The organism is Malonomonas rubra DSM 5091 (genome assembly GCF_900142125.1).
GTDB classification, from domain to species: domain Bacteria; phylum Desulfobacterota; class Desulfuromonadia; order Desulfuromonadales; family Geopsychrobacteraceae; genus Malonomonas; species Malonomonas rubra.
The window spans coordinates 181,631-199,526 of the sequence record NZ_FQZT01000002.1; the positions used below are offsets into that span (position 1 = coordinate 181,631).

The following is a 17,896-nucleotide window of genomic DNA, read 5'->3' on the forward strand; positions in this document are numbered from 1 at the left end:
ACCCTTTATAAATCGTTATTTTTGCAAAACCGCGCGATTATGCCAGAAAGGTGTTGTTGTGCCAAGTAAATACCTAGCTACGCTTATCTTTTTTACCAGATACAAAAAAAAAGCTCCCCCACCCGGATAAGGTGAGGGAGCTTTTATCTCCTCAAACTGACGATTATCGTCTCTCTTTTCTTCGTTCAACACCGCCAAACGACTGCTCAAAAATTTCCAGCAGTTCGATGCTCTGCTTCGACAGCATCTTGGCGTTACCGATGATTCCATAATAAAGGATACTCAAGCGGGTCTTCGAAGAATTGTCCTTGATCCGCACGACCTGGCTGTCGTTCAACTCATCCGCCAAAGCGATCAGTTGACGGTTTTTTTCAACCAACTGATCTAGTTCAGCCGTTTTCCGGTTGGTGAATGTATCTTCGACCGCCAGCAGAATTTCGCTCTGCGCTTTACGGATTCGCTCGAGTTCTTCCACCTGCACCGGCAACAGTCCTTCATGATGGTTGCCGACATGGGTATAAGCACGCAGAACGATATCACGATACCCATCGGAAAGCTTCTGCAGTCGGCGGATCGTCTGCGGGTACATATTTGAAACTGCCAGGTCTTTTTGGTCGAGCAGACGCATCGATTTGAAAACGTTGGCGCTGATGATGTTCGTCCACTGTTGCATCTTGCTAATCTTGCGACGCTCACCACCGATACGATCAAAGTTCTGAATAAACAACGCTCCCAAAACGGTATCGAGCGATTCGCGGATCTCTTTGAGCATGAAACTCATGTGTTCAAAAGTCGTCTCGACACTGCTGTACGGATCTTCAATCGACTTGAGGTTGAAAATCTCCTCTTTCTCGGCGTCAGCCGCCATGACTTTGTGCTTGCGATGGGCGTTCCAGATCAGCGCCGCAGCAAACACAATCAACAGCAGAACGCCAACGGCCTGCAGGTAGAAAATAATCGTGGCAAAGATCGCTGCTGAGGTGAAGGCGATAACTGCTGTCATGAACCAGCCACCAACAACGGTCAACACCCCGGTCACACGGTAGACAGCGCTTTCACGCCCCCAGGCCCGATCGGCAAAAGAACTGCCCATGGCGACCATGAAAGTTACGTAGGTGGTGGAAAGAGGCAACTTGTTGGAGGTCGCATAGGAAACCACGCCGCTGGCGACCATCAGATTGACTGAAGCACGCAGCAGATCGAAGGATGGCCGCCCACCCGCAACCTCAACCACCGGGGCGTTCTGAGGATCGAGCCGGTTGTTGACCCAGCTCCGCACGCCACTGGGGACAACCGCACGGACAGTATCGAAAATGTGCAGCACCAACCGTACGATTGCCCGAGAGAGAGTCGTCGACTCAAAGCGCTCGTTACCCTCATCCTGCTGGCTGAGCTGCAGTGACGTTTCGGTCACCGAACGCGCCTTTTTCGACAGCAGCAGTGTGACCACCATCAAGGCTCCGGCCCCAAGCAGAATCAGGGTCTCCGATTGAACTTTCTGGCTCAGCATCCCCATGGTGGCATTAAGAGGATCACCCGAGGCCATCGCGGCGGTGTACGAATGGAAACCTGCCAGCGGCACACCGATAAAGTTGACCAGGTCGTTGGCAGCAAAAGCCATGGCCAACGCAAAGGTCCCAATCAAGACGATCGGCTTCAGAATATTAAACTTCATCATCTGCATGATCTGCAGGATGATCGCTGAAATGACAAAGATCACCACCAGGATCAAAAACCAGTTGGTCTTTATCCAGGCCACATCCTGCTTGCTCATAAAGGAAGCGCCCTTGGCCCCCTTGACCAGAATGAAGTAAGTGATCATTGACAGGGCCATGCCGCCCCAGAGCGAACCGTAGCGATTGATCCGCTGTTGATAATCGAAGGTAAAAAGCAGGCGGGTAAGAAATTGAACCACCGCTCCACAGACAAAAGAGATCGCAACCGAGAGCAATATCCCCATGATAATGGTAATCGCCTTGGCGGTGTTTATGTAGCTAACGATTGTTGCCAGACCGTCACCTGCCTGCACGATCTTGAGCACAGAAACAGCGACCGCAGCACCAAGCAGTTCAAAAACAATCGAGACAGTCGTCGATGTCGGCAGGCCGTAGGTGTTGAACAAATCGAGAAGAATAATATCCGCGATCATGACAGCCAGAAAAATTGTCAGCATTTCCGGCATGGTGAAAAACTGTGGATGGAAGATTCCCTTCCTCGCAACCTCCATCATCCCGCTGGAGAAAGTCACGCCGGCCAGAATCCCCAGACTGGCAATCGCCATAATAGTTGCCCGCGATGCTACCCGCGAACCGATGGATGAATTGAGGAAGTTGACCGCATCATTACTGACCCCAACGATAATGTCCATCAACGCAATCACAGCGAGGATACAGACGGCAACAAGGAAAATTTCTGTACTCATAGATTTTTACAATCCTTCACAAGGCTGAAACGGGTTCGAGCACTTTTTACCCGCAAAAAGCCGGACAGACGCAAAAGTCTGTCCGGCTCAAAAGTGAATCCGAAAAAGCATTCTTTGCAGGCTCCATTAACCAACACACAAGCTCTTATCGGCTGCTAACATTACGAGTGAAATGTTAGGATAGTGTTAGCGTAAAATTAAAAATCCTGCTTTTAGTCTAACCTAAAGATAATATTCCTCAACGTCCTGCGATCAGGGTGAGCAAAAATTTTACTAAACAATCAGGAGGCCTCGTCGAAAACAGCCTCGTGAAGGTTGACAGTATGGTTCTTGATCCGCCGCAGCGCAACCGCCATATCGCTGAAGGTCAAAGCGGACAATGCCCCGCAGGAGCCATCTTTCATCCGTTTCAAATGGGCCTTGCGAATTTCGTCAGCCAGATCATTGAGTCGGCTGGCCTCATCATAAATCTGCTCTGTCGTGGTCGCGTCCTGATTTTGAAACGCCTTACATACCAGGCTGAAGAAACCAAAGACTTCGCGCTGATAGCCATGGATCGCCGCCCAGGCATCATCACTGAAACCAGCTTCATGTTTTTCCAACCGGAGCATGTAGCCACAGAGAGAGTCGGCATAATCAGCGATTGATTCAAGCTCGTCAGCTGCCCTTACATAACTGTAAGCCCTGTCCGACTGGCTTTTACTGGCATTACCAGCCTGCATAAGGGTGACGACAAAACTGGTGATCTCATGTTGCATGATATCGGTTTCTTCCTCGAGCGCCGCCACTTTGCGCTTGAACTTGTTGCGTTTTTTCATCCCGGGCTGGAGAAAACTGCCCGAGTGTTTAAGCGCCTTATGCACCCGCCCCTGCATCCGCTTCAACTCTTCATAGACCATCGGAATCCCCATCGCGACCGGAATAGTACCAGGGGCGCCGATGTATTTGAGCCCCTCCTTGGTTGCTTCTTTTCGGTCAGGCAAGAGACGCACCACCAAGCGCGCCAGATGATTCAGAAACGGCAACATCACAAGAGTCGCGGTGACATTGAAAAAGGTGTGCGCCATGGCGATATGAGCGGCAATATAAGGGCGATTCCCCTCAGCATCGACAAACCCGGAAGCACCGGGAACGAACGTCTCGATCATCGTCACGTAGAAAGAGAATATCGAAATGATAATCAAAACACCAAGCACATTGAAAATACTGTGCGCCACAGCAGCACGCCGCGCAGAAATAGTGCCACCGATAGCTGCAAACTGGGCTGTGATGGTGGTGCCGATATTCTCCCCCATCACCAGGGCAATTGCTGTGTAAAGCGGAATCGCACCCGTCGTTGCCAGGGCAATCGTGATACCGAGCATCGCCGAACTGCTCTGAATGATCATGGTCATCAAACAACCGATCGCAACGCATCCAAGAATACTCAGTAAGGTTTTCGCATCAAGGGCCAGCATCAGGTTCATAAAGCCTTCATCACTTCTCAGTGGTTTGAAGGCTCCGCTCATGATCTCCAGGCCAAAGAAAATCATACCCAAGGCAACGATAACTTTTGTGCTCGCGGAGATACGATCATTTTTTGAAAACAGCATCGGGAATATCCCGAGCGCTATCAGTAATAATCCGTACTTACCAACCTTGACCGCCAGAATCCATCCCGTGATGGTGGTCCCGATATTGGCACCGAGAATAACTCCGATCGCCTGCGTCAACTCCATCAGCCCGGCGTTGGTAAGACCGACGACCATAACCGTTGTAATCGATGATGACTGCACGAAGGTGGTAACAAACAAACCGACAAAAACTGCCAGAAAACGGTTCGTGGTCACCGAAGATATTGCTTTACGGATCATCCCTCCCGACAACATCTGCAAACTGTCGGAAAGATATTTCATTCCGAGGATAAAAATGCCAAGGCCACCAACCGCGGTATAGCCCATCTTGAACGGCTCAATCATTTCAAACCCCTTGAATTACTTACAAATATCGATCTAGCATCTTTTATTTTATAAAGACTAGAAAGCTATCTACAAAGAGAAAAAGCCGGACAAACTTAACAGTCTGTCCGGCTTTCAATACTTTAGAAACAGCATACGAGGGAATCTTTGCTGATCGCCCCGAGCTGCGCTAACATTGTAAACAGATTGTTAGCGCTGTGTTAGCAAAAGATTGCTCTACGTACAAGATATTTTCGTCATTTTAATCAGCCGCAAAAAGCCACCGCGTCGATTTCAACTAACGCCCCCTTCGGCAACGCCGCCACCTGAACAGTCGCTCGTGCCGGTGCGATGCTAACGAAATACTCAGCATAAATATCATTGACGACAGCAAAATCGTTCAGATCAGACAGGTAAATGGTGGTCTTTACAACTTTACTGAAATCGGCACCAGCCGCAGCAAGCACTTCGCCCAAGTTATCCATGACCTGGCGGGTCTGTTCAGAAATGCCACCTGCAACCATTTCACCGCTGTCTGGAAGCAGAGGAATCTGTCCGGAGCAGAACAGGTAATCGCCGGCGCGCACAGCCTGTGAATAGGGGCCGATCGCCGCAGGAGCTTTTGTTGTTTCGATTCTTTCCATTTCCAATCTCCGCTTAGTTACGCAAACGTTCAACCTTGTAAACACCTTTTACTTTTTTCACTTCGCGGATAACACGATTCAGGTGCTCAAGGTTCTGCACATCGATCTCAAACAGGTTGCTGCCTTTCTTGTCACCACGGGAGAACACGCTGGCGCTGACAATATTGGCGTCGGCATCGGTAATAGCCCCAGAGATGCCAACCAGCATCCCCTTCTGATCATGACAGGAAACGCGAATCTTGACCGGTCTTGTGGTCTTACGCTGCATATCCCATTCGACATCGATACGTCGATCGGGATCGCTGGCCTGCACCTGTGGGCAATCAATCGTATGTACTGTCAGGCCACGACCGCGGGTGATGAAACCGGTCACCGGCTCACCCGGCAGTGGATTGCAACAATTCGCGAAACGGACCATGACATCATCAATACCATCGATTTTCACGGCACTGCTCGGTTTCTTGCGGCCGAGTTTGCCAAGGACCTTACCGATCGTTCCCGGTTTGCCCGTGATCTTCATTTCATCACGCGGCAAAACGTGGGAGACAAACTGTCCCGGTGAAAGCTTGCCGTAACCGATCGATGCGTACAGATCATCAACCTGCTTGAACCCGAGCTCCGTCACAGCCAGATCGAAAGAATCGAGAGACTGGGCTCGCTTCATGCTGTAGTCATGCTTGCGCAGCTCTTTCTCCACCAATTCACGGCCCATGACGATACTCTTTTCACGCTGCTCGGCCTTGACCCACTGGCGTATTTTGTTGCGTGCCTTGGAGGTTTTGACAAAAGAGAGCCAGTCTTTACTGGGTGTATGGTTTTTCGCCGTGATGACTTCGACGATGTCGCCGTTTTTCAGCACAGTCCGCAACGGGCAAAGCTTGCCGTTGATGCGCGCGCCAACGCACTGGCTGCCGACATCGGTATGAATGGCATAGGCGAAATCAACGGGACTGGAACCCTGCGGCAACTCCTTGACATCTCCGTTAGGAGTAAAGGCGTAGACCTCTTCCGGGAACAGATCGATAGCTGCTGATTCCGCCAACTCGCGAGACGTGCTGACATCCTGCTGCCATTCGAGCAACTGGCGCAGCCAGCTGAAACGCTGGTCGTCGCGGCCGGTCGCGGCAACAGCCCCCCCTTCTTTGTACTTCCAATGCGCAGCGACACCCTCTTCGGCAATCCTGTGCATTTCGTTGGTCCGGATCTGCACTTCCATCCGCTCACCGAAAGGACCAATCACCGTTGTATGCAGTGACTGGTACATGTTCGCTTTCGGCATGGCGATGTAGTCCTTGAAACGACCGGTAATCGGTTTCCAAGTGGCATGAATCAGGCCGAGCACTTCATAGCACTCGCGGACTGAATCGACCAGCACCCGAAACGCAGTGAGGTCGTAGATTTCATCCAGATCGACCCCGGTCCGCTCCATTTTTTTATAGACCGAATAAAAATGCTTGAAACGCCCGGTCACATCGCCGGTGAGCGCATTCTCCTGCAACAGGTCAAGGATAAGCTTTTTCACCTTTTCGACGTACTCGGCCCGCTCTTCCTTCTGCGCGCTGATTTTGCTCGCCAGGTCAGCAAATTTTTCCGGTTCAAGAAATCGCAGTGACAGATCTTCCAGCTCACTCTTCAGCCAGCTGATACCGAGACGATTGGCCAATGGCGCATAAATTTCCAGTGTTTCTCGCGCGTACTCAACCTGCTTCTGCTGCTCACAGAACTGCAGCGTACGCATATCGCTCAAACGATCGGCCAGATAAACAAGCAGGACCCGCATGTCGCGCGCCATGGCGATAAACATCTTGCGGAAGCTCTCGACCTGCTGCTGATTACTTTTCTTGTAAGGGATGCTGCTGATCTTGTTGCCGATTTCAATCAGCGATAAAACCTCGTCACCAAAAGAATTGCTGACATCCTGCGGAGAGACAGCTTCTTCTTCAAGGACATCATGCAACAGACCGACAACCAGCGTGGTTTCGTCGACTTTCAAGCGGGTGAGAATGGAAACAACTTCGAGAGGATGCTGCAGGTAGTCTTTGCCATCACGATTCTTCTGTCCCTCGTGGGCACGGACACTGAAATCGTAAGCCTTCTGCAGGATGGCTTCGTCGAACTGCACTTGTTCTTTGCGCAGTTGCTGGAGGATATCATTAAATCTGATCATAAACGCTTCGCTCAGGAGCGACCTCCCGATAGAACGTATTAGACAGGTTCGCTCAATCGTTCAACCGAGCGCCCGGCCCAACGCTCGCGGCGAAGGGCCGTTGAAGGACGGGTCAGGATTTTTTTTTGGTCGGGATCTCAAACTCGACACAATTTGCCGCGATCTCGCGCAAAGCGACAACAACCTTTTTATTGCCAGCCTTGTTTTCGATCATCGGCTCAGCACCTTTATACAGTTGCTTCGAACGTTTCGAGGCGACCATCGCCAACAGGAAACGGTTGGGGATTACTTCCAGACAATCTTCTACGGTAACGCGTGCCATCTATTCTATTCTCCTGTCAACTTGGCCAGAGTCTGTTGATTACGCTGACTCCGGCAGCGTTCTGCTTGAACAATTGCACTCAACTGATCGAGTGCCGTTTGAAAATCATCATTGACGACTAAATAATCATACCAGCCCGCTTCGGAAATTTCACGTCGGGCATTTTTCAGTCGTTTCTCAATCACTTCGTCGCTATCGGTATCACGACCACGCAAGCGACGCTCCAGCTCGGCAAAATCTGGCGGCAGAATAAAAACAAAGACGCCATGCTGATAATTCTGCTTCAACTGTGCAGCGCCCTGGAAATCGATATCAAGAAGCAGATCAACACCTTGTTCAGCTGCAGTCTGCAAGGTGTTCAGCGATGTCCCGTAACAGTTGCCATGGACTTCAGCCCATTCCGCCAACTTGTTTTCTGCGACCATTTGCCGAAAAACATCCTCTTCAACAAAATGGTAGTCCTTGCCCTCGACCTCACCGCTCCGCGGCTGGCGCGTGGTGAACGATACAGACTGACGTAATTCCGGGTACCTGTCAATCAATTCTCGACATAAAGAGGTCTTTCCCGCACCGGACGGCGCCGAAACGACAAACAGCACCCCTTCGCGAACCGGGTCACTCAATGTTCTGCACCTTATTACTGACTACAAACATAAATCCTCTTTAGATTCGAATCTTTGGACCCAATCAACACCCCAAAAAGATCCGCCTGTCACCAGCTGCGCAAAGTGTAAAAAGAACGTTACTTTGCAAGTATGGTTGCAAATAATACGTTCTCCGATACTAAATATCAAAGCAAAACTCTGTGATAACCGTCACCCGATCACCAATCTGCCATTTACCAACGTCTTTGCCTACGGCTGTAATTACACCGGCTAACTCATGCCCCGGCACACGGGGTAGAACGATATCAGGATCGTGTCCCATCCAGCCGTACCAGTCGCTTCGGCATACACCTGTTGCCATGACCTTGACGACGACCCCATGGTTTTCCGGTGTCGGATCGGGAACAGACTTTATCTAAGGTGCAGCCGAAAACGATTCGTAGATCATTGCCTTCATCCGAGGCTCCTTGTTGGAAACGGCTGAAGCGTTTGGAGTCGGACGGGATGATAGAAAGTTATCAAACGAATCTGAATCGCCGCGAATTGGGATTTGGAGTTTTAGCTTTCGTACAGCTCTCCTGCACACAGCATGATGAAGAAGTCACAGCGGCCTTTGAAAAAACCATCCAGTCCTGCCCGAATGTTCTGTCCTGCCACAATACGACTGGCGAGGCTGATTACTTGCTGCAGGTTGTCGCCAGAGACTGCGATGATTACAGCCGGTTCGTTGACAAGGTCCTGAGAAAACTCCCAGGGATTTCAAGTATCCGTTCAAACTTGTCATTACGGGAATTGAAATCATCGAATCGATTACCAATTACCGAATATTCAAATGGCTGATTTTTATACCCGAGCCCCCGTCGCGATTCGATGCGGCGACTTGGTTGTTTTCACCGTTAGATCGTTTCAAGGTTCTCAACGGTTTTTTCTGTTTTTATGTTTCCGGTGTTGAGCACCGACTTGGGTTCAAAAAATAGGACATGGCATTCTTCTTCGGCCACCGGCATATGTTCGACACCGCGGGGAATGATAAAGAATGAATCGCCCCGGGATTGTCGGAGACTCCAAACTTTGAGAGTATGGGGTCATGAATACGAACAAGAGATACAGTCCTGAGGTCAGAGAACGAGCAGTTCGCTTGGTAGCGGAACAGCAGGGAGAATATTCTTCCCGGTGGTCAGCTATTTGTTCCATAGCAGAGAAAATAGGGTGTACGCCAGAGACATTACGGAGATGGTGTAAGGAAGCCTGGGGCTCTCAAGAGAGTCGTTCTGAGGCAAAAACGGCTCAGGAACAATTGAAACAACTGGAGCGGGAAAACCGGGAGCTTAAACGAGCCAATGAGATCCTGCGCAAGGCCGCTGCTTTTTTCGCCCAGGCGGAGCTCGACCGCAAACCGAAATAATGGTGTTGTTTATTGATGAACACCGGACTCAGTACGGGGTCGAGCCGATCTGTCGCCAGTTACCGATCGCCCCATCAACGTACTATCACCATAAGGCGCGTCAAGCAGATCCTCAAAAAATTCCGGCACGTCATTTGCGGGATCAATTTTTGAAGCCCCAGATCCATAGGGTCTGGAAAGAAAACTTTGACGTTTATGGTGCGCGCAAAGTCTGGCTGCAACTGAACAGAGAAGGGATTCCCGTCGCCCGTTGTACCGTTGAAAGATTGATGCGAGAGATGGGGCTACGGGGTGTTGTCCGTGGCAAGAAAAAGATCACCACGATCAGTGATCCCAAACAGGACCGTGCTCCAGATCTGGTGAAACGGAAATTTGAAGCGACCCGACCGAATCAACTCTGGGTGGCTGATTTTACGTATGTCGCGACCTGGTCAGGATTCGTCTACGTGGCTTTCGTCATCGATGTATACGCCCGTAGCATTGTCGGCTGGCGTGTGTCCAGTTCCATGAAGACGGCATTGGTTCTGGATGCCCTGGAGCAAGCCCTGTGGGCGCGTAAAAATCGCCGCGAGTTAATCCATCATAGTGACCGGGGGAGCCAATATCTCTCGATCCACTATACGGAGCGACTGGCAGAAGCAAATATCAGCGCTTCGGTCGGTACAACCGGTGATTCTTACGATAACGCTTTGGCCGAAACCATCATCGGCCTCTACAAAACAGAAATCATCCACCATCGCGGCCCCTGGAAAGGTCGTGAGGCGGTTGAATACGCGACACTGGAATGGGTCGATTGGTTTAACAATCGCCGCTTGCTGGAACCGATTGGGAATATTCCACCGGCAGAAAAAGAGAAAGAGTATTATCGGCTAGAGGAGTCAGACGAGGCAGCTTGACTCAAACGAAAACTGTCTCCGGAAAACCCGGGACGATTCAGAACTGGCCTTCCTGCAGATTGATATCCTGGTCTTTCAGCTTGATCGTCAGTTTACCTTTGATCACCATGAAAAGCTCGTCTTCGTTTTCGTGATGGTGCCAGACAAATTCACCTTTCAATTTTGCCAGTTTTACATATTGCCCGTTGAGTTCACCCGCAACCTTAGGGCTCCAGTGTTCGTTGAACAGGGAAAACTTTTCTTTCAGATCAACGACATTCATTTCACTTATCCTTTCTATGCTGCACTTATTTCTGCTTGATCAATAATGCCGGGATGCTCTCGAAAAGATATAATAATTTCTCAAACCAAGGAAATAAAATGTCGGCAAATAACACGCAATCCACAGTGATAAAAAAAGAGATGGGAATCAGTCAGCAAGAGTTTCATGACGAACTCCCACGCTTACTCAGGGGTATTCCATACCAGCTGGACAAGTGCAGCATTCAGTTCCAGTTCCAGGGGAAAGATGTTGAAATCAAACTCGGATCGGAGAGAATTCGGCAACTGGGGCAGTCATTGCAACTGCCTGTCATGCCGGTTGAAATCAGCTTTTTTGACTGTTCAGAGGAGCAGATTGAAGCGTTTATCAAACATTTCAATCTGACCTTTCTAAAAGGTGGAGGCTAATGTTCCGGAAGAGCTTCTGCTGAAAGATTCAGCGGATAGATATCCGCAGGAGGGCAGCGAAAAAGGCGTGTAAGCGCTTGCCGCGAAGGAGTTCAAAACCTTAGTAATCCCACCATTGCCCAGTTTCAGGTTTGAACTTGGCGAGTTCGTTGTCCATCGCCCGCTTCATCTTTGCATCGCTACAGACAAAGGCAAAACGCTCCAACGTCTTGTCCTGCCGCAGGAACTCGGCAACTGTGCGAATCGCGATTTCCGCAGCCAGTTCGATTGGGAAGTTGTCGTCAACAGAACCGATGACTGGAGACGAGATCGATTTAAAACCGTTCTGTTGTGCCAGTTGCAGCAATTCTGCATAGCATGACGTCAGCAGCTCTGTTTCCTCCTGTTGCCCCCCCTGCCAGACCGGCGCAACGGTATGAATGACATAACGAGCCGGCAAACGGTAGCCTTTGGTCATTCTGACTTCTCCCGGCACACAGCCCCCGGCAGCCTGTAATTCATTTAGCAGGTCGGGACCTGCAGTTCGGTAAATAATACTTTCATCGTCTCTAAGACCACCGTCAATTTCGTTAATAATAACATCCGCTTCCAGGCGGGTAATGCCGCCCTGAATGATCTTGATCCGTTCCATCTGTATTCCCTAAGTTCTTGTGAAGCGCGAGTCGTTACAACTCACTTTAATCATCCAGGCCCAAACATATCGGCATGTGATACTCAAAAATATCTGGTCGTCTCGTGGCGATCAGGGATTAACAGCAGCATTCTTCGGGTTCCTGAAGAGGGCAGCCTATTGCAAGCAACTTTTCTGCAAGATGTTTTACCTCCAGCCATTCAAGCGCTGGGTGAATATCTTTAAAAACGTAAGTATACGCAACTTGTGGATCTATCTCCATACTGTGGTTACGCGTACTGCGATAAGTAAGGTCCGCGCTTGAAACAACCGCACATCTCTCTTTCACAAAGATGTCATTGTATTGCTCTTTTAACCTGTTGAATTTCTCAGCTTCAACTTTGTTAAGGGCCAAGACGACTAAACTACGATAATCGATCAACTTTTTCATTGGAGCCTGATACCCGGGGTCTCTGGCAAGATCTTCCAGATGGTCGTTCAGATCATTATAATCGACAACTCCGCTTCCTTTCACATATACGAGTTTCTCCTCAGGAAGTATGGAATAACTCAACGGCATTGTATTTGTCCCCTTGTGAATCGCAGTATATTTTGATTATTTTGGTATTCAAAAAACAGCTGAATAGTTCTCACTACAGACTTCAGCATTATGACACAAACTGATTTTGGCTCGTCCACTGTGCTTTGCTTGATAGAGATGTTGGTCCGCGCAGCTGATTATGTCTTCTGGCCGCGTCAAACTCATAGGATCGATACTACAGCCACCAATACTGATAGATAAATACTCACCATTACCGGAGCCTGCATGCGGGATTTGAAGATCTGAAACAGCTTTAGCAAGCCGTGTCGCAATCAACTCCATCCCCTCAAAATCAGTATTAAACAAAACGCAGCAAAACTCTTCCCCGCCATACCTCGCGATGATGTCTGTTCTCCGAGGGAGGAAATTTTGAAGACAATGAGCGACCTTCTGTAAGCACCTGTCACCCACCAAATGACCATAGGTATCGTTGTAGGATTTGAAATAGTCAATATCTATCATCAATAAGCCAATGGGTAGCTCGGCTCTTGCAGCACGATTCAATTCTCGCTGAAGTTCGCGATCAAGGGCCCTTCGATTCATAATCCCTGTCAAACCATCCAGATCAGCGAGCAGGGCAAGTTGCTCCGCTTGTCGCTTGAGCTGCGAGGCCTGACGTTTCAGCATAAGATGATTGCCCACCCGGAGTCTGACAATTTCCGGCTGGATTGGTTTCGTCACATAATCGACAGCGCCAATCTTAAGGCCCTGCACCTCATCATTAACCCCATCAAGAGCGGTTAAAAAAATGATCGGAATATTCTTTGTTGCAACGTCTTCGTACAAATGCTGGGCAACGCCGTAGCCATCTATACCAGGCATCATGATGTCCAAAAGAATCAAATCGGGACGCTCACTTTTAGCCTTCAATAAAGCATCTTCGCCATTGGCACAGATAATCAGCTGATAATCTTTTTTAAAGATATTTTTAAGGATCAATCGCGTTGTTTCTTCATCATCGACGATCATTAATTTAGGTAAGTCAAAATCCATTTTTCCTCTTTGAACTGTTCCTGATAAGCAAAGAAATATTCAGGGTTGTCTTTAAATATATAAAAAAAGAGCCTTCCCTTCGTTGACGAAGCAAGGCCCCTTGTTAACTTCTTCGGCAACCCGGCTATCCCATTAGGACCCGTAGCTTTGCGTCCTCAGATTGCTCTGAGTTTGCTATTATCGAAATATATTAATTTTTATAAAACTAAAAGGTTATAAACAATAAGTCAACTCATTTTTGTGCCTGACAATTCTTGAAGAAATGCAGGGTTTTAAAGACCGGAGAAAATAAGGCCCCCAATATTGTATTTAACCAACTACCTGATAGAGCAGGCTGAGGGACAGTAAAAATAAAAACGTACGTAGAACCTGCTTATAGGTTTGCTGTTGGATGCGACGCTTTATTTTAAAGCCCGCGAATAGGGCAATGAACACCAACAACAGCATGGTCGAGGAAAGCATCAGCTCATTTAAGGCAAATTTCCCGTTCAAGGTAAATAGGGCGAGTTGAATCGCTTTTCCGAACAGGAAACAGATATTTGCTAATTGCACAATTTCTGCTTTTTCAAATTTTGCTTCAAGGGAATAGATGATCAGAATTGGAGCCATAACGTTAGTCAGCCCGCCTAAGACCCCTGCGGTGAAACCAAAGATGAGCATTGACAGATTTGGCCGACGCTCGACCCATTCTAGCCGGACCTGGAATTTATCAATCATCAAGTAACCTAAAATCGCCACGGCAAGCAATACTTTGAACAGTTCTGAATTGGATACAATCAGAATCTGAGTGCCGATGGCACTGCCTGTCATGGCGCAGAGCGCCAACGGCAAATGCTTACGAAACGCTCGCAGAAATTGTCCCTCGTTAGCAATGCTGGTCAGGTTGACAAATGTTGTTGGCAATAGGGTCAGGATAATTGCTGTCTGCAGGTTGGTTGACAAGGCCAGTAGTGGCGTTGCAACCATTGGAAAACCGAAACCAATACTTCCATGAAAAAACGCAGCTAGCAGAAAGATAGCGCCGGTGAGCAAAAACGTTTCAAGACTGAGTTCGATCAATGCTTGTTTGACTCGCGGAAAAATTTAACTCGTTATTTGGATAACTCACTTTTGTCCTGTATCAATTCGATTTTAAATTAGCTGTGCCGTAATTTTGCGTCAACCAAACCGTCAACACAGAAACAACTTTTTTCAAAAAGTGCTAAACCACAGTGTCATTTAACACGAAAGCCGCCGGGTAGGCCCCGACGGCTTTATTCTTAACTCACGAACTCTGAGGATCAAATAAGGGGTTTAACCCCAGTAAAAATATCAAAACGAAGCCGCCTGTGACCAGTGCACCGTTTTGATGTTTTTTTAAAGTTTTAAATGGCAGTTCCACCAAGTGACGGCAGCACCATCGGTATGTTTATCGTCTCACTCTTCGTATCGACAATCCCAAACAAACGGATTCAGTCTCGGGCGCTGCAGGTCATCGCACTCACGGTAATCCCAAACCCGCACCTCGCCACCTGGGGTCTTTACCATCATTTGCTCTGTATCTAAACTGCAGCTGGTAATGAGCCCTTCTTCGCGGTTACCAGGATGACGGACAAAGGCATCACCTCCTGAAGTCGCTTCCGAACAAAGATATAAGAATCTGTTTCGTTCCATGATCGGCTCCTTTCTTCACTGTCCACGGACAGTTTTTTTATTCTTCAGCTGGGCATAAACTCAGTTCGATCTCTATCAACTCATCTACGCTCAATGCCCTGCGAGACGCTTCCACTTTCCCTAAGTTATCAATCTATCGTCTTAAAGACCGCGGCAAAGTCTGCCTCTTCCAATCCAAGCTGCCGCGCCCGCTTGAAGCTTTCATTGGCAGCTGCCGCAGTGGCCAGCGGTTGTCCTAGCTGATCGCCAAGAGCGATCGCCAGTCGCAGATCTTTCTGCATATGTTTAAGCGGAAAACTTGTCGGAAACTCTCCTTGCAGAATCATCGGGCCCTTGCCGCCGAACATCGGGTTGGCGAGTGCGCCAGCCATCAGGATCTCGAGGATCTGATTTCCCTCGAGGCCACTTTTCTGGCCGAGCGCCAGCCCCTCACAGAAAGCGGTCATCATCCCACCCATGATCATGTTGACCACCAGCTTCATCCGCGCCCCCTGCCCGGTAGTACCGAGATAGGGGCACAGCTTTCCCATCTTTTCAAACGCAGGTACTGCCTCGTCATAGAGCGAACGGTCGCCGGCTGCTAGGATAATCAGGGTACCGTCTTCAGCCGGTTTCTTGGTTCCGGACACCGGCGCTTCCAGAAAGCGACCACCGGCAGAATTAATAGCATCTGCAATCGACTGCGAGGTATCACTGTCGACGGTCGACATATCCACGTAACCGCGGCCATCGCCGATGCCCGCCAGCACACCTTCAGCCACAAAGCAAACCTCTTTGGCAGCAGCAGGATCAGCAAGAATGGCAAAGCTGACATCGCACTCAGCAGCCACTTCGCGGGGACTTTCAGCCTGCCGCGCACCCAGCTCGACCAGCGGCGCACATTTGTCCGGGTTACGGTTCCAGACGGTCACCTCGAAACCGGCCCGCACCAGGTTGCTGGCCATTGCCTGTCCCATGATGCCGAGACCTAGAAAACCGATTTTTTTCATTCAACACCCTCCTGTCATTTCATTCACGGATAGTTAAATTCTCAAAGTGGTTTAGGCTGGCAAAGGTTTGCCGCCTCTTTTGTCTTTGCGCCACAGTTGGTGCAGACGAATTGCGGATCTTTAAAGATTTCGTCGATTTCAGGGTTACGTTCTTTGTATTGCAGCTGACAGGCATGCAAATCACAATGTTCTTCCGGGTTCGAACAGCTTCGTTCTGTCATGATAAGCTCCTTACTGAAAACATATTATTTTCTATATATTTCATGCTAGTGCGGTGCCCTTACCGATGTCAACAGTACGAGGATCAAAATAATCGAGAAGACAACCAGCCGAGTTCGAAAGATCATTCTTCCGGAGCCCACGGAAATGCTGACTGTAAAAAATCAGTTTGACTCGTTTTCCGCTGCTTTAAGTAATTCGGGATCGAAACAGACCAGCTCGACATTGTTTCCATCCGGGTCATAAAAATACAGTGAGCGCCAGCCGAAGCGGCTGTGTTCTGCGCTCTGCAGCTCAATACCGGCATCTTCCAGTCGTTTTTGTTCAGCAGAAAAATCGTCATGCTCAAGCAGGAAAGCAAAATGGTGCAAAGTCCCAACTCGTGCCATTGCCACCTCAGCGTTAAAATCTTTCGGTGCACTGAATCTGTGCGACTTGTCGAAGATAGCCAGCAGTTGAGGATGCCCCTCAAGGTCGTCAGATATTTTTAAAAAGGTCGCGGCTCCGAGTGTAGCAAAGAGTTCCAAGCCGACTATCTTTTGGTAAAAAGAGACCAACCTTTGTGGGTTCTCGCTGCGAACAACCAGCTCACCCAATCGTTTTCGAGCAGTTACCATAATGCGACTCCTTTTTTTCTACCCTGCGGCACCAGCTGCCGAGCTATAAGCGAGGGCCGATGGAGTTTTACAGCCAACAATCGCTGGGGCCATTTGAACTAGCTCGTCATTTTCGAGGGCCGCGACCATAAACAGCCCGAAGTCAATCCGGCGTGTGAGGTTACTTTCGAGGACAGGATCACCAACATGCTCACTCCAGACCGGCAGACCCTGGCTATCACCTTCTTCCAGGTCACTTGCACGGACAACTGTCCAGCGGGTGTCGCTGGCAAACACCCGGCGACAGGCTTCAACCTGATCACTCAGATCTGCAAAGCGAAAGAGCCGCACAAGAAATCCGAAGGTTTTCACGAACGCTCTTAGCTTAAGTGGGTAAACATCGTTCCCATCTCGCGTAATATGCCAACCACAGGAAAAGCAGAGCCGTGCATCGGGGGGTGCAAAATCGAGCACCGCCTGGGCGGTTCCGGTAGCGTAATGCTGGACTCCCCATGGCACCAGCACGGTGAGAACTCCATCGCATTCTGCGACCGCTTGCCTGATCATCTCTCGGTCATTCGTTTTGCCAGGAACAATCGTGATTCGATCTTTGAAATCATCAAGTTTGCCGACACTTTCAGGGCGACAAACAGCAACGATCTCGTAATCCCGGTCCAGGGCATGCTGAACCATGTACTGCCCGAGTTTTCCTGATGCACCGACGATGCAGACCTTTTTCATAGTTCGCTCCGCCATACTTAGGGCCGTTTGCACTACTGCAGATAGACAATTTAAAAAGCCGCGAAACAATCTGGATGCTTCGCGGCTTAATTTAAACGGTGCTTAGCTCATCGGCCCCAGTTTGGGTCGTTCCAGATCGGTACATTCTCGATAGTCCCAAACACGGGTTCTGCCTGCTGCGGTTTTGACGACAAAATGATTTGTCTTCAAACTGCAGCTATCGATCATTCCTTCTTCACCCGTGATGGGATGACGAACAAATGCATCATTTCCTGCTGTCGCTGCCGAACACAGCGACATAAAGTTGCTCCTGTCCATACCTCGATCCTTTCTTTTGTTGTTTAAGAAAGCCCGACCTGCCTTTGGCAGAGTGTGGAAAAAAGTTTCCAACTTCCTCCAAGCCGAGCTTTAAGTGCTGCAAAGGGGT

The 17,896-nt window shown here is 49.2% G+C and carries 19 protein-coding genes, 3 pseudogenes, 1 riboswitch and 1 other annotated feature; of the genes and pseudogenes, 3 read left to right on the forward strand and 19 right to left on the reverse strand.

Annotated elements, in window-relative coordinates; genetic code table 11:
• Positions 1-163: 163 nt before the first annotated feature.
• The 7 genes and pseudogenes from BUB13_RS03715 to BUB13_RS19480 all read right to left on the reverse strand — a co-directional run.
• Positions 164-2,422 (reverse strand): inorganic phosphate transporter, encoded by a 2,259-nt coding sequence (locus tag BUB13_RS03715; protein ID WP_072905723.1) that lies wholly within the window; start codon positions 2,420-2,422, stop codon positions 164-166.
• Positions 2,423-2,703: 281 nt separating this feature from the next.
• Positions 2,704-4,380, reverse strand: coding sequence for a Na/Pi cotransporter family protein (locus BUB13_RS03720; RefSeq protein ID WP_072905725.1), 1,677 nt, complete (start codon positions 4,378-4,380; stop codon positions 2,704-2,706).
• Positions 4,381-4,625: 245 nt separating this feature from the next.
• Positions 4,626-5,003, reverse strand: a complete 378-nt coding sequence (locus BUB13_RS03725) for a RidA family protein (RefSeq protein ID WP_072905727.1) — start codon at positions 5,001-5,003, stop codon at positions 4,626-4,628.
• 13 nt (positions 5,004-5,016) lie between these two features.
• Complete coding sequence (locus BUB13_RS03730; RefSeq protein ID WP_072905729.1) at positions 5,017-7,170, reverse strand: RelA/SpoT family protein; 2,154 nt, start codon at positions 7,168-7,170, stop codon at positions 5,017-5,019.
• 112 nt (positions 7,171-7,282) lie between these two features.
• Positions 7,283-7,492 carry a DNA-directed RNA polymerase subunit omega gene (gene rpoZ / locus BUB13_RS03735; RefSeq protein WP_072905731.1) on the reverse strand — a complete coding sequence of 70 codons (210 nt, stop codon included), beginning with the start codon at positions 7,490-7,492 and terminating at the stop codon, positions 7,283-7,285.
• 5 nt (positions 7,493-7,497) lie between these two features.
• Complete coding sequence (gene gmk / locus BUB13_RS03740) at positions 7,498-8,115, reverse strand: guanylate kinase (protein WP_072905733.1); 618 nt, start codon at positions 8,113-8,115, stop codon at positions 7,498-7,500.
• 187 nt (positions 8,116-8,302) lie between these two features.
• A pseudogene (locus BUB13_RS19480) lies at positions 8,303-8,512 on the reverse strand (alcohol dehydrogenase catalytic domain-containing protein); the annotation flags it as partial.
• Between BUB13_RS19480 and BUB13_RS03750 the strand changes: the two are divergent.
• The gene (locus BUB13_RS03750; RefSeq protein ID WP_425269175.1) at positions 8,488-8,937 is read left to right on the forward strand and encodes an Lrp/AsnC family transcriptional regulator; all 450 of its coding nucleotides are present in this window, start codon (positions 8,488-8,490) and stop codon (positions 8,935-8,937) included. The pseudogene BUB13_RS19480 and the gene BUB13_RS03750 overlap by 25 nt on opposite strands.
• 56 nt (positions 8,938-8,993) lie before the next feature.
• On the opposite strand, the pseudogene BUB13_RS19485 reads toward BUB13_RS03750, so the two are convergent.
• A pseudogene (locus BUB13_RS19485) lies at positions 8,994-9,134 on the reverse strand (cupin domain-containing protein); the annotation flags it as partial.
• 50 nt (positions 9,135-9,184) lie between these two features.
• Here BUB13_RS19485 and BUB13_RS03760 point away from each other — a divergent pair.
• Positions 9,185-10,398 (forward strand): IS3 family transposase gene (locus BUB13_RS03760; protein WP_139249301.1). Its coding sequence is split into 2 segments (ribosomal slippage): positions 9,185-9,470 and positions 9,470-10,398, totalling 1,215 coding nucleotides; the frame shifts between segments, so codons are not numbered across the junction.
• Positions 9,460-9,576 (forward strand) — a sequence feature (AL1L pseudoknot). Its footprint overlaps the gene before it by 117 nt.
• Positions 10,399-10,438: 40 nt before the next feature.
• Here the strand turns inward: BUB13_RS03760 and BUB13_RS03765 are convergent.
• Positions 10,439-10,660 (reverse strand): annotated as a pseudogene (locus BUB13_RS03765) (cupin domain-containing protein); the annotation flags it as partial.
• 35 nt (positions 10,661-10,695) lie between these two features.
• Here BUB13_RS03765 and BUB13_RS03770 point away from each other — a divergent pair.
• Positions 10,696-11,067 (forward strand): hypothetical protein, encoded by a 372-nt coding sequence (locus BUB13_RS03770; protein WP_161947619.1) that lies wholly within the window; start codon positions 10,696-10,698, stop codon positions 11,065-11,067.
• Positions 11,068-11,167: 100 nt separating this feature from the next.
• On the opposite strand, the gene BUB13_RS03775 is transcribed toward BUB13_RS03770, so the two are convergent.
• From BUB13_RS03775 to BUB13_RS03820, 10 genes are all read right to left on the reverse strand, one after another.
• Complete coding sequence (locus tag BUB13_RS03775) at positions 11,168-11,698, reverse strand: macro domain-containing protein (protein ID WP_072905743.1); 531 nt, start codon at positions 11,696-11,698, stop codon at positions 11,168-11,170.
• Positions 11,699-11,816: 118 nt separating this feature from the next.
• Entirely contained in the window at positions 11,817-12,257 is a 441-nt protein-coding gene (locus tag BUB13_RS03780) for a hypothetical protein (protein WP_072905745.1), read from the reverse strand.
• A gap of 48 nt (positions 12,258-12,305) precedes the next feature.
• On the reverse strand, positions 12,306-13,271 hold the full coding sequence (locus tag BUB13_RS03785) for a diguanylate cyclase domain-containing protein (protein ID WP_072905747.1): 966 nt from the start codon (positions 13,269-13,271) through the stop codon (positions 12,306-12,308).
• Positions 13,272-13,382: 111 nt separating this feature from the next.
• Positions 13,383-13,457, reverse strand: a riboswitch (cyclic di-GMP riboswitch).
• A gap of 123 nt (positions 13,458-13,580) precedes the next feature.
• Positions 13,581-14,330 carry a sulfite exporter TauE/SafE family protein gene (locus BUB13_RS03790; RefSeq protein ID WP_208610116.1) on the reverse strand — a complete coding sequence of 250 codons (750 nt, stop codon included), beginning with the start codon at positions 14,328-14,330 and terminating at the stop codon, positions 13,581-13,583.
• A 357-nt stretch (positions 14,331-14,687) separates the two neighbouring features.
• Positions 14,688-14,924 (reverse strand): hypothetical protein, encoded by a 237-nt coding sequence (locus BUB13_RS03795; protein ID WP_072905749.1) that lies wholly within the window; start codon positions 14,922-14,924, stop codon positions 14,688-14,690.
• Between the two features lie 128 nt (positions 14,925-15,052).
• The gene (locus BUB13_RS03800; protein WP_072905751.1) at positions 15,053-15,913 is read right to left on the reverse strand and encodes an NAD(P)-dependent oxidoreductase; all 861 of its coding nucleotides are present in this window, start codon (positions 15,911-15,913) and stop codon (positions 15,053-15,055) included.
• Between the two features lie 41 nt (positions 15,914-15,954).
• On the reverse strand, positions 15,955-16,134 hold the full coding sequence (locus BUB13_RS03805; protein ID WP_072905753.1) for a hypothetical protein: 180 nt from the start codon (positions 16,132-16,134) through the stop codon (positions 15,955-15,957).
• A gap of 162 nt (positions 16,135-16,296) precedes the next feature.
• Positions 16,297-16,749 carry a VOC family protein gene (locus tag BUB13_RS03810; RefSeq protein ID WP_072905755.1) on the reverse strand — a complete coding sequence of 151 codons (453 nt, stop codon included), beginning with the start codon at positions 16,747-16,749 and terminating at the stop codon, positions 16,297-16,299.
• 18 nt (positions 16,750-16,767) lie between these two features.
• Complete coding sequence (locus BUB13_RS03815; protein ID WP_084091726.1) at positions 16,768-17,469, reverse strand: NAD(P)-dependent oxidoreductase; 702 nt, start codon at positions 17,467-17,469, stop codon at positions 16,768-16,770.
• A 102-nt stretch (positions 17,470-17,571) separates the two neighbouring features.
• Complete coding sequence (locus tag BUB13_RS03820) at positions 17,572-17,769, reverse strand: hypothetical protein (protein ID WP_072905759.1); 198 nt, start codon at positions 17,767-17,769, stop codon at positions 17,572-17,574.
• Positions 17,770-17,896 lie beyond the last annotated feature (127 nt).

Coding starts and splice junctions, on each gene's coding strand:
- BUB13_RS03715 (WP_072905723.1), bottom strand. CDS start 2,422: ATGAGTACAGAAATTTTCCTTGTTGCCGTCTGTATCCTCGCTGTGATT.
- BUB13_RS03720 (WP_072905725.1), bottom strand. CDS start 4,380: ATGATTGAGCCGTTCAAGATGGGCTATACCGCGGTTGGTGGCCTTGGC.
- BUB13_RS03725 (WP_072905727.1), bottom strand. CDS start 5,003: ATGGAAAGAATCGAAACAACAAAAGCTCCTGCGGCGATCGGCCCCTAT.
- BUB13_RS03730 (WP_072905729.1), bottom strand. CDS start 7,170: ATGATCAGATTTAATGATATCCTCCAGCAACTGCGCAAAGAACAAGTG.
- rpoZ (WP_072905731.1), bottom strand. CDS start 7,492: ATGGCACGCGTTACCGTAGAAGATTGTCTGGAAGTAATCCCCAACCGT.
- BUB13_RS03775 (WP_072905743.1), bottom strand. CDS start 11,698: ATGGAACGGATCAAGATCATTCAGGGCGGCATTACCCGCCTGGAAGCG.
- BUB13_RS03780 (WP_072905745.1), bottom strand. CDS start 12,257: ATGCCGTTGAGTTATTCCATACTTCCTGAGGAGAAACTCGTATATGTG.
- BUB13_RS03785 (WP_072905747.1), bottom strand. CDS start 13,271: ATGGATTTTGACTTACCTAAATTAATGATCGTCGATGATGAAGAAACA.
- BUB13_RS03795 (WP_072905749.1), bottom strand. CDS start 14,924: ATGGAACGAAACAGATTCTTATATCTTTGTTCGGAAGCGACTTCAGGA.
- BUB13_RS03800 (WP_072905751.1), bottom strand. CDS start 15,913: ATGAAAAAAATCGGTTTTCTAGGTCTCGGCATCATGGGACAGGCAATG.
- BUB13_RS03805 (WP_072905753.1), bottom strand. CDS start 16,134: ATGACAGAACGAAGCTGTTCGAACCCGGAAGAACATTGTGATTTGCAT.
- BUB13_RS03810 (WP_072905755.1), bottom strand. CDS start 16,749: ATGGTAACTGCTCGAAAACGATTGGGTGAGCTGGTTGTTCGCAGCGAG.
- BUB13_RS03815 (WP_084091726.1), bottom strand. CDS start 17,469: ATGAAAAAGGTCTGCATCGTCGGTGCATCAGGAAAACTCGGGCAGTAC.
- BUB13_RS03820 (WP_072905759.1), bottom strand. CDS start 17,769: ATGTCGCTGTGTTCGGCAGCGACAGCAGGAAATGATGCATTTGTTCGT.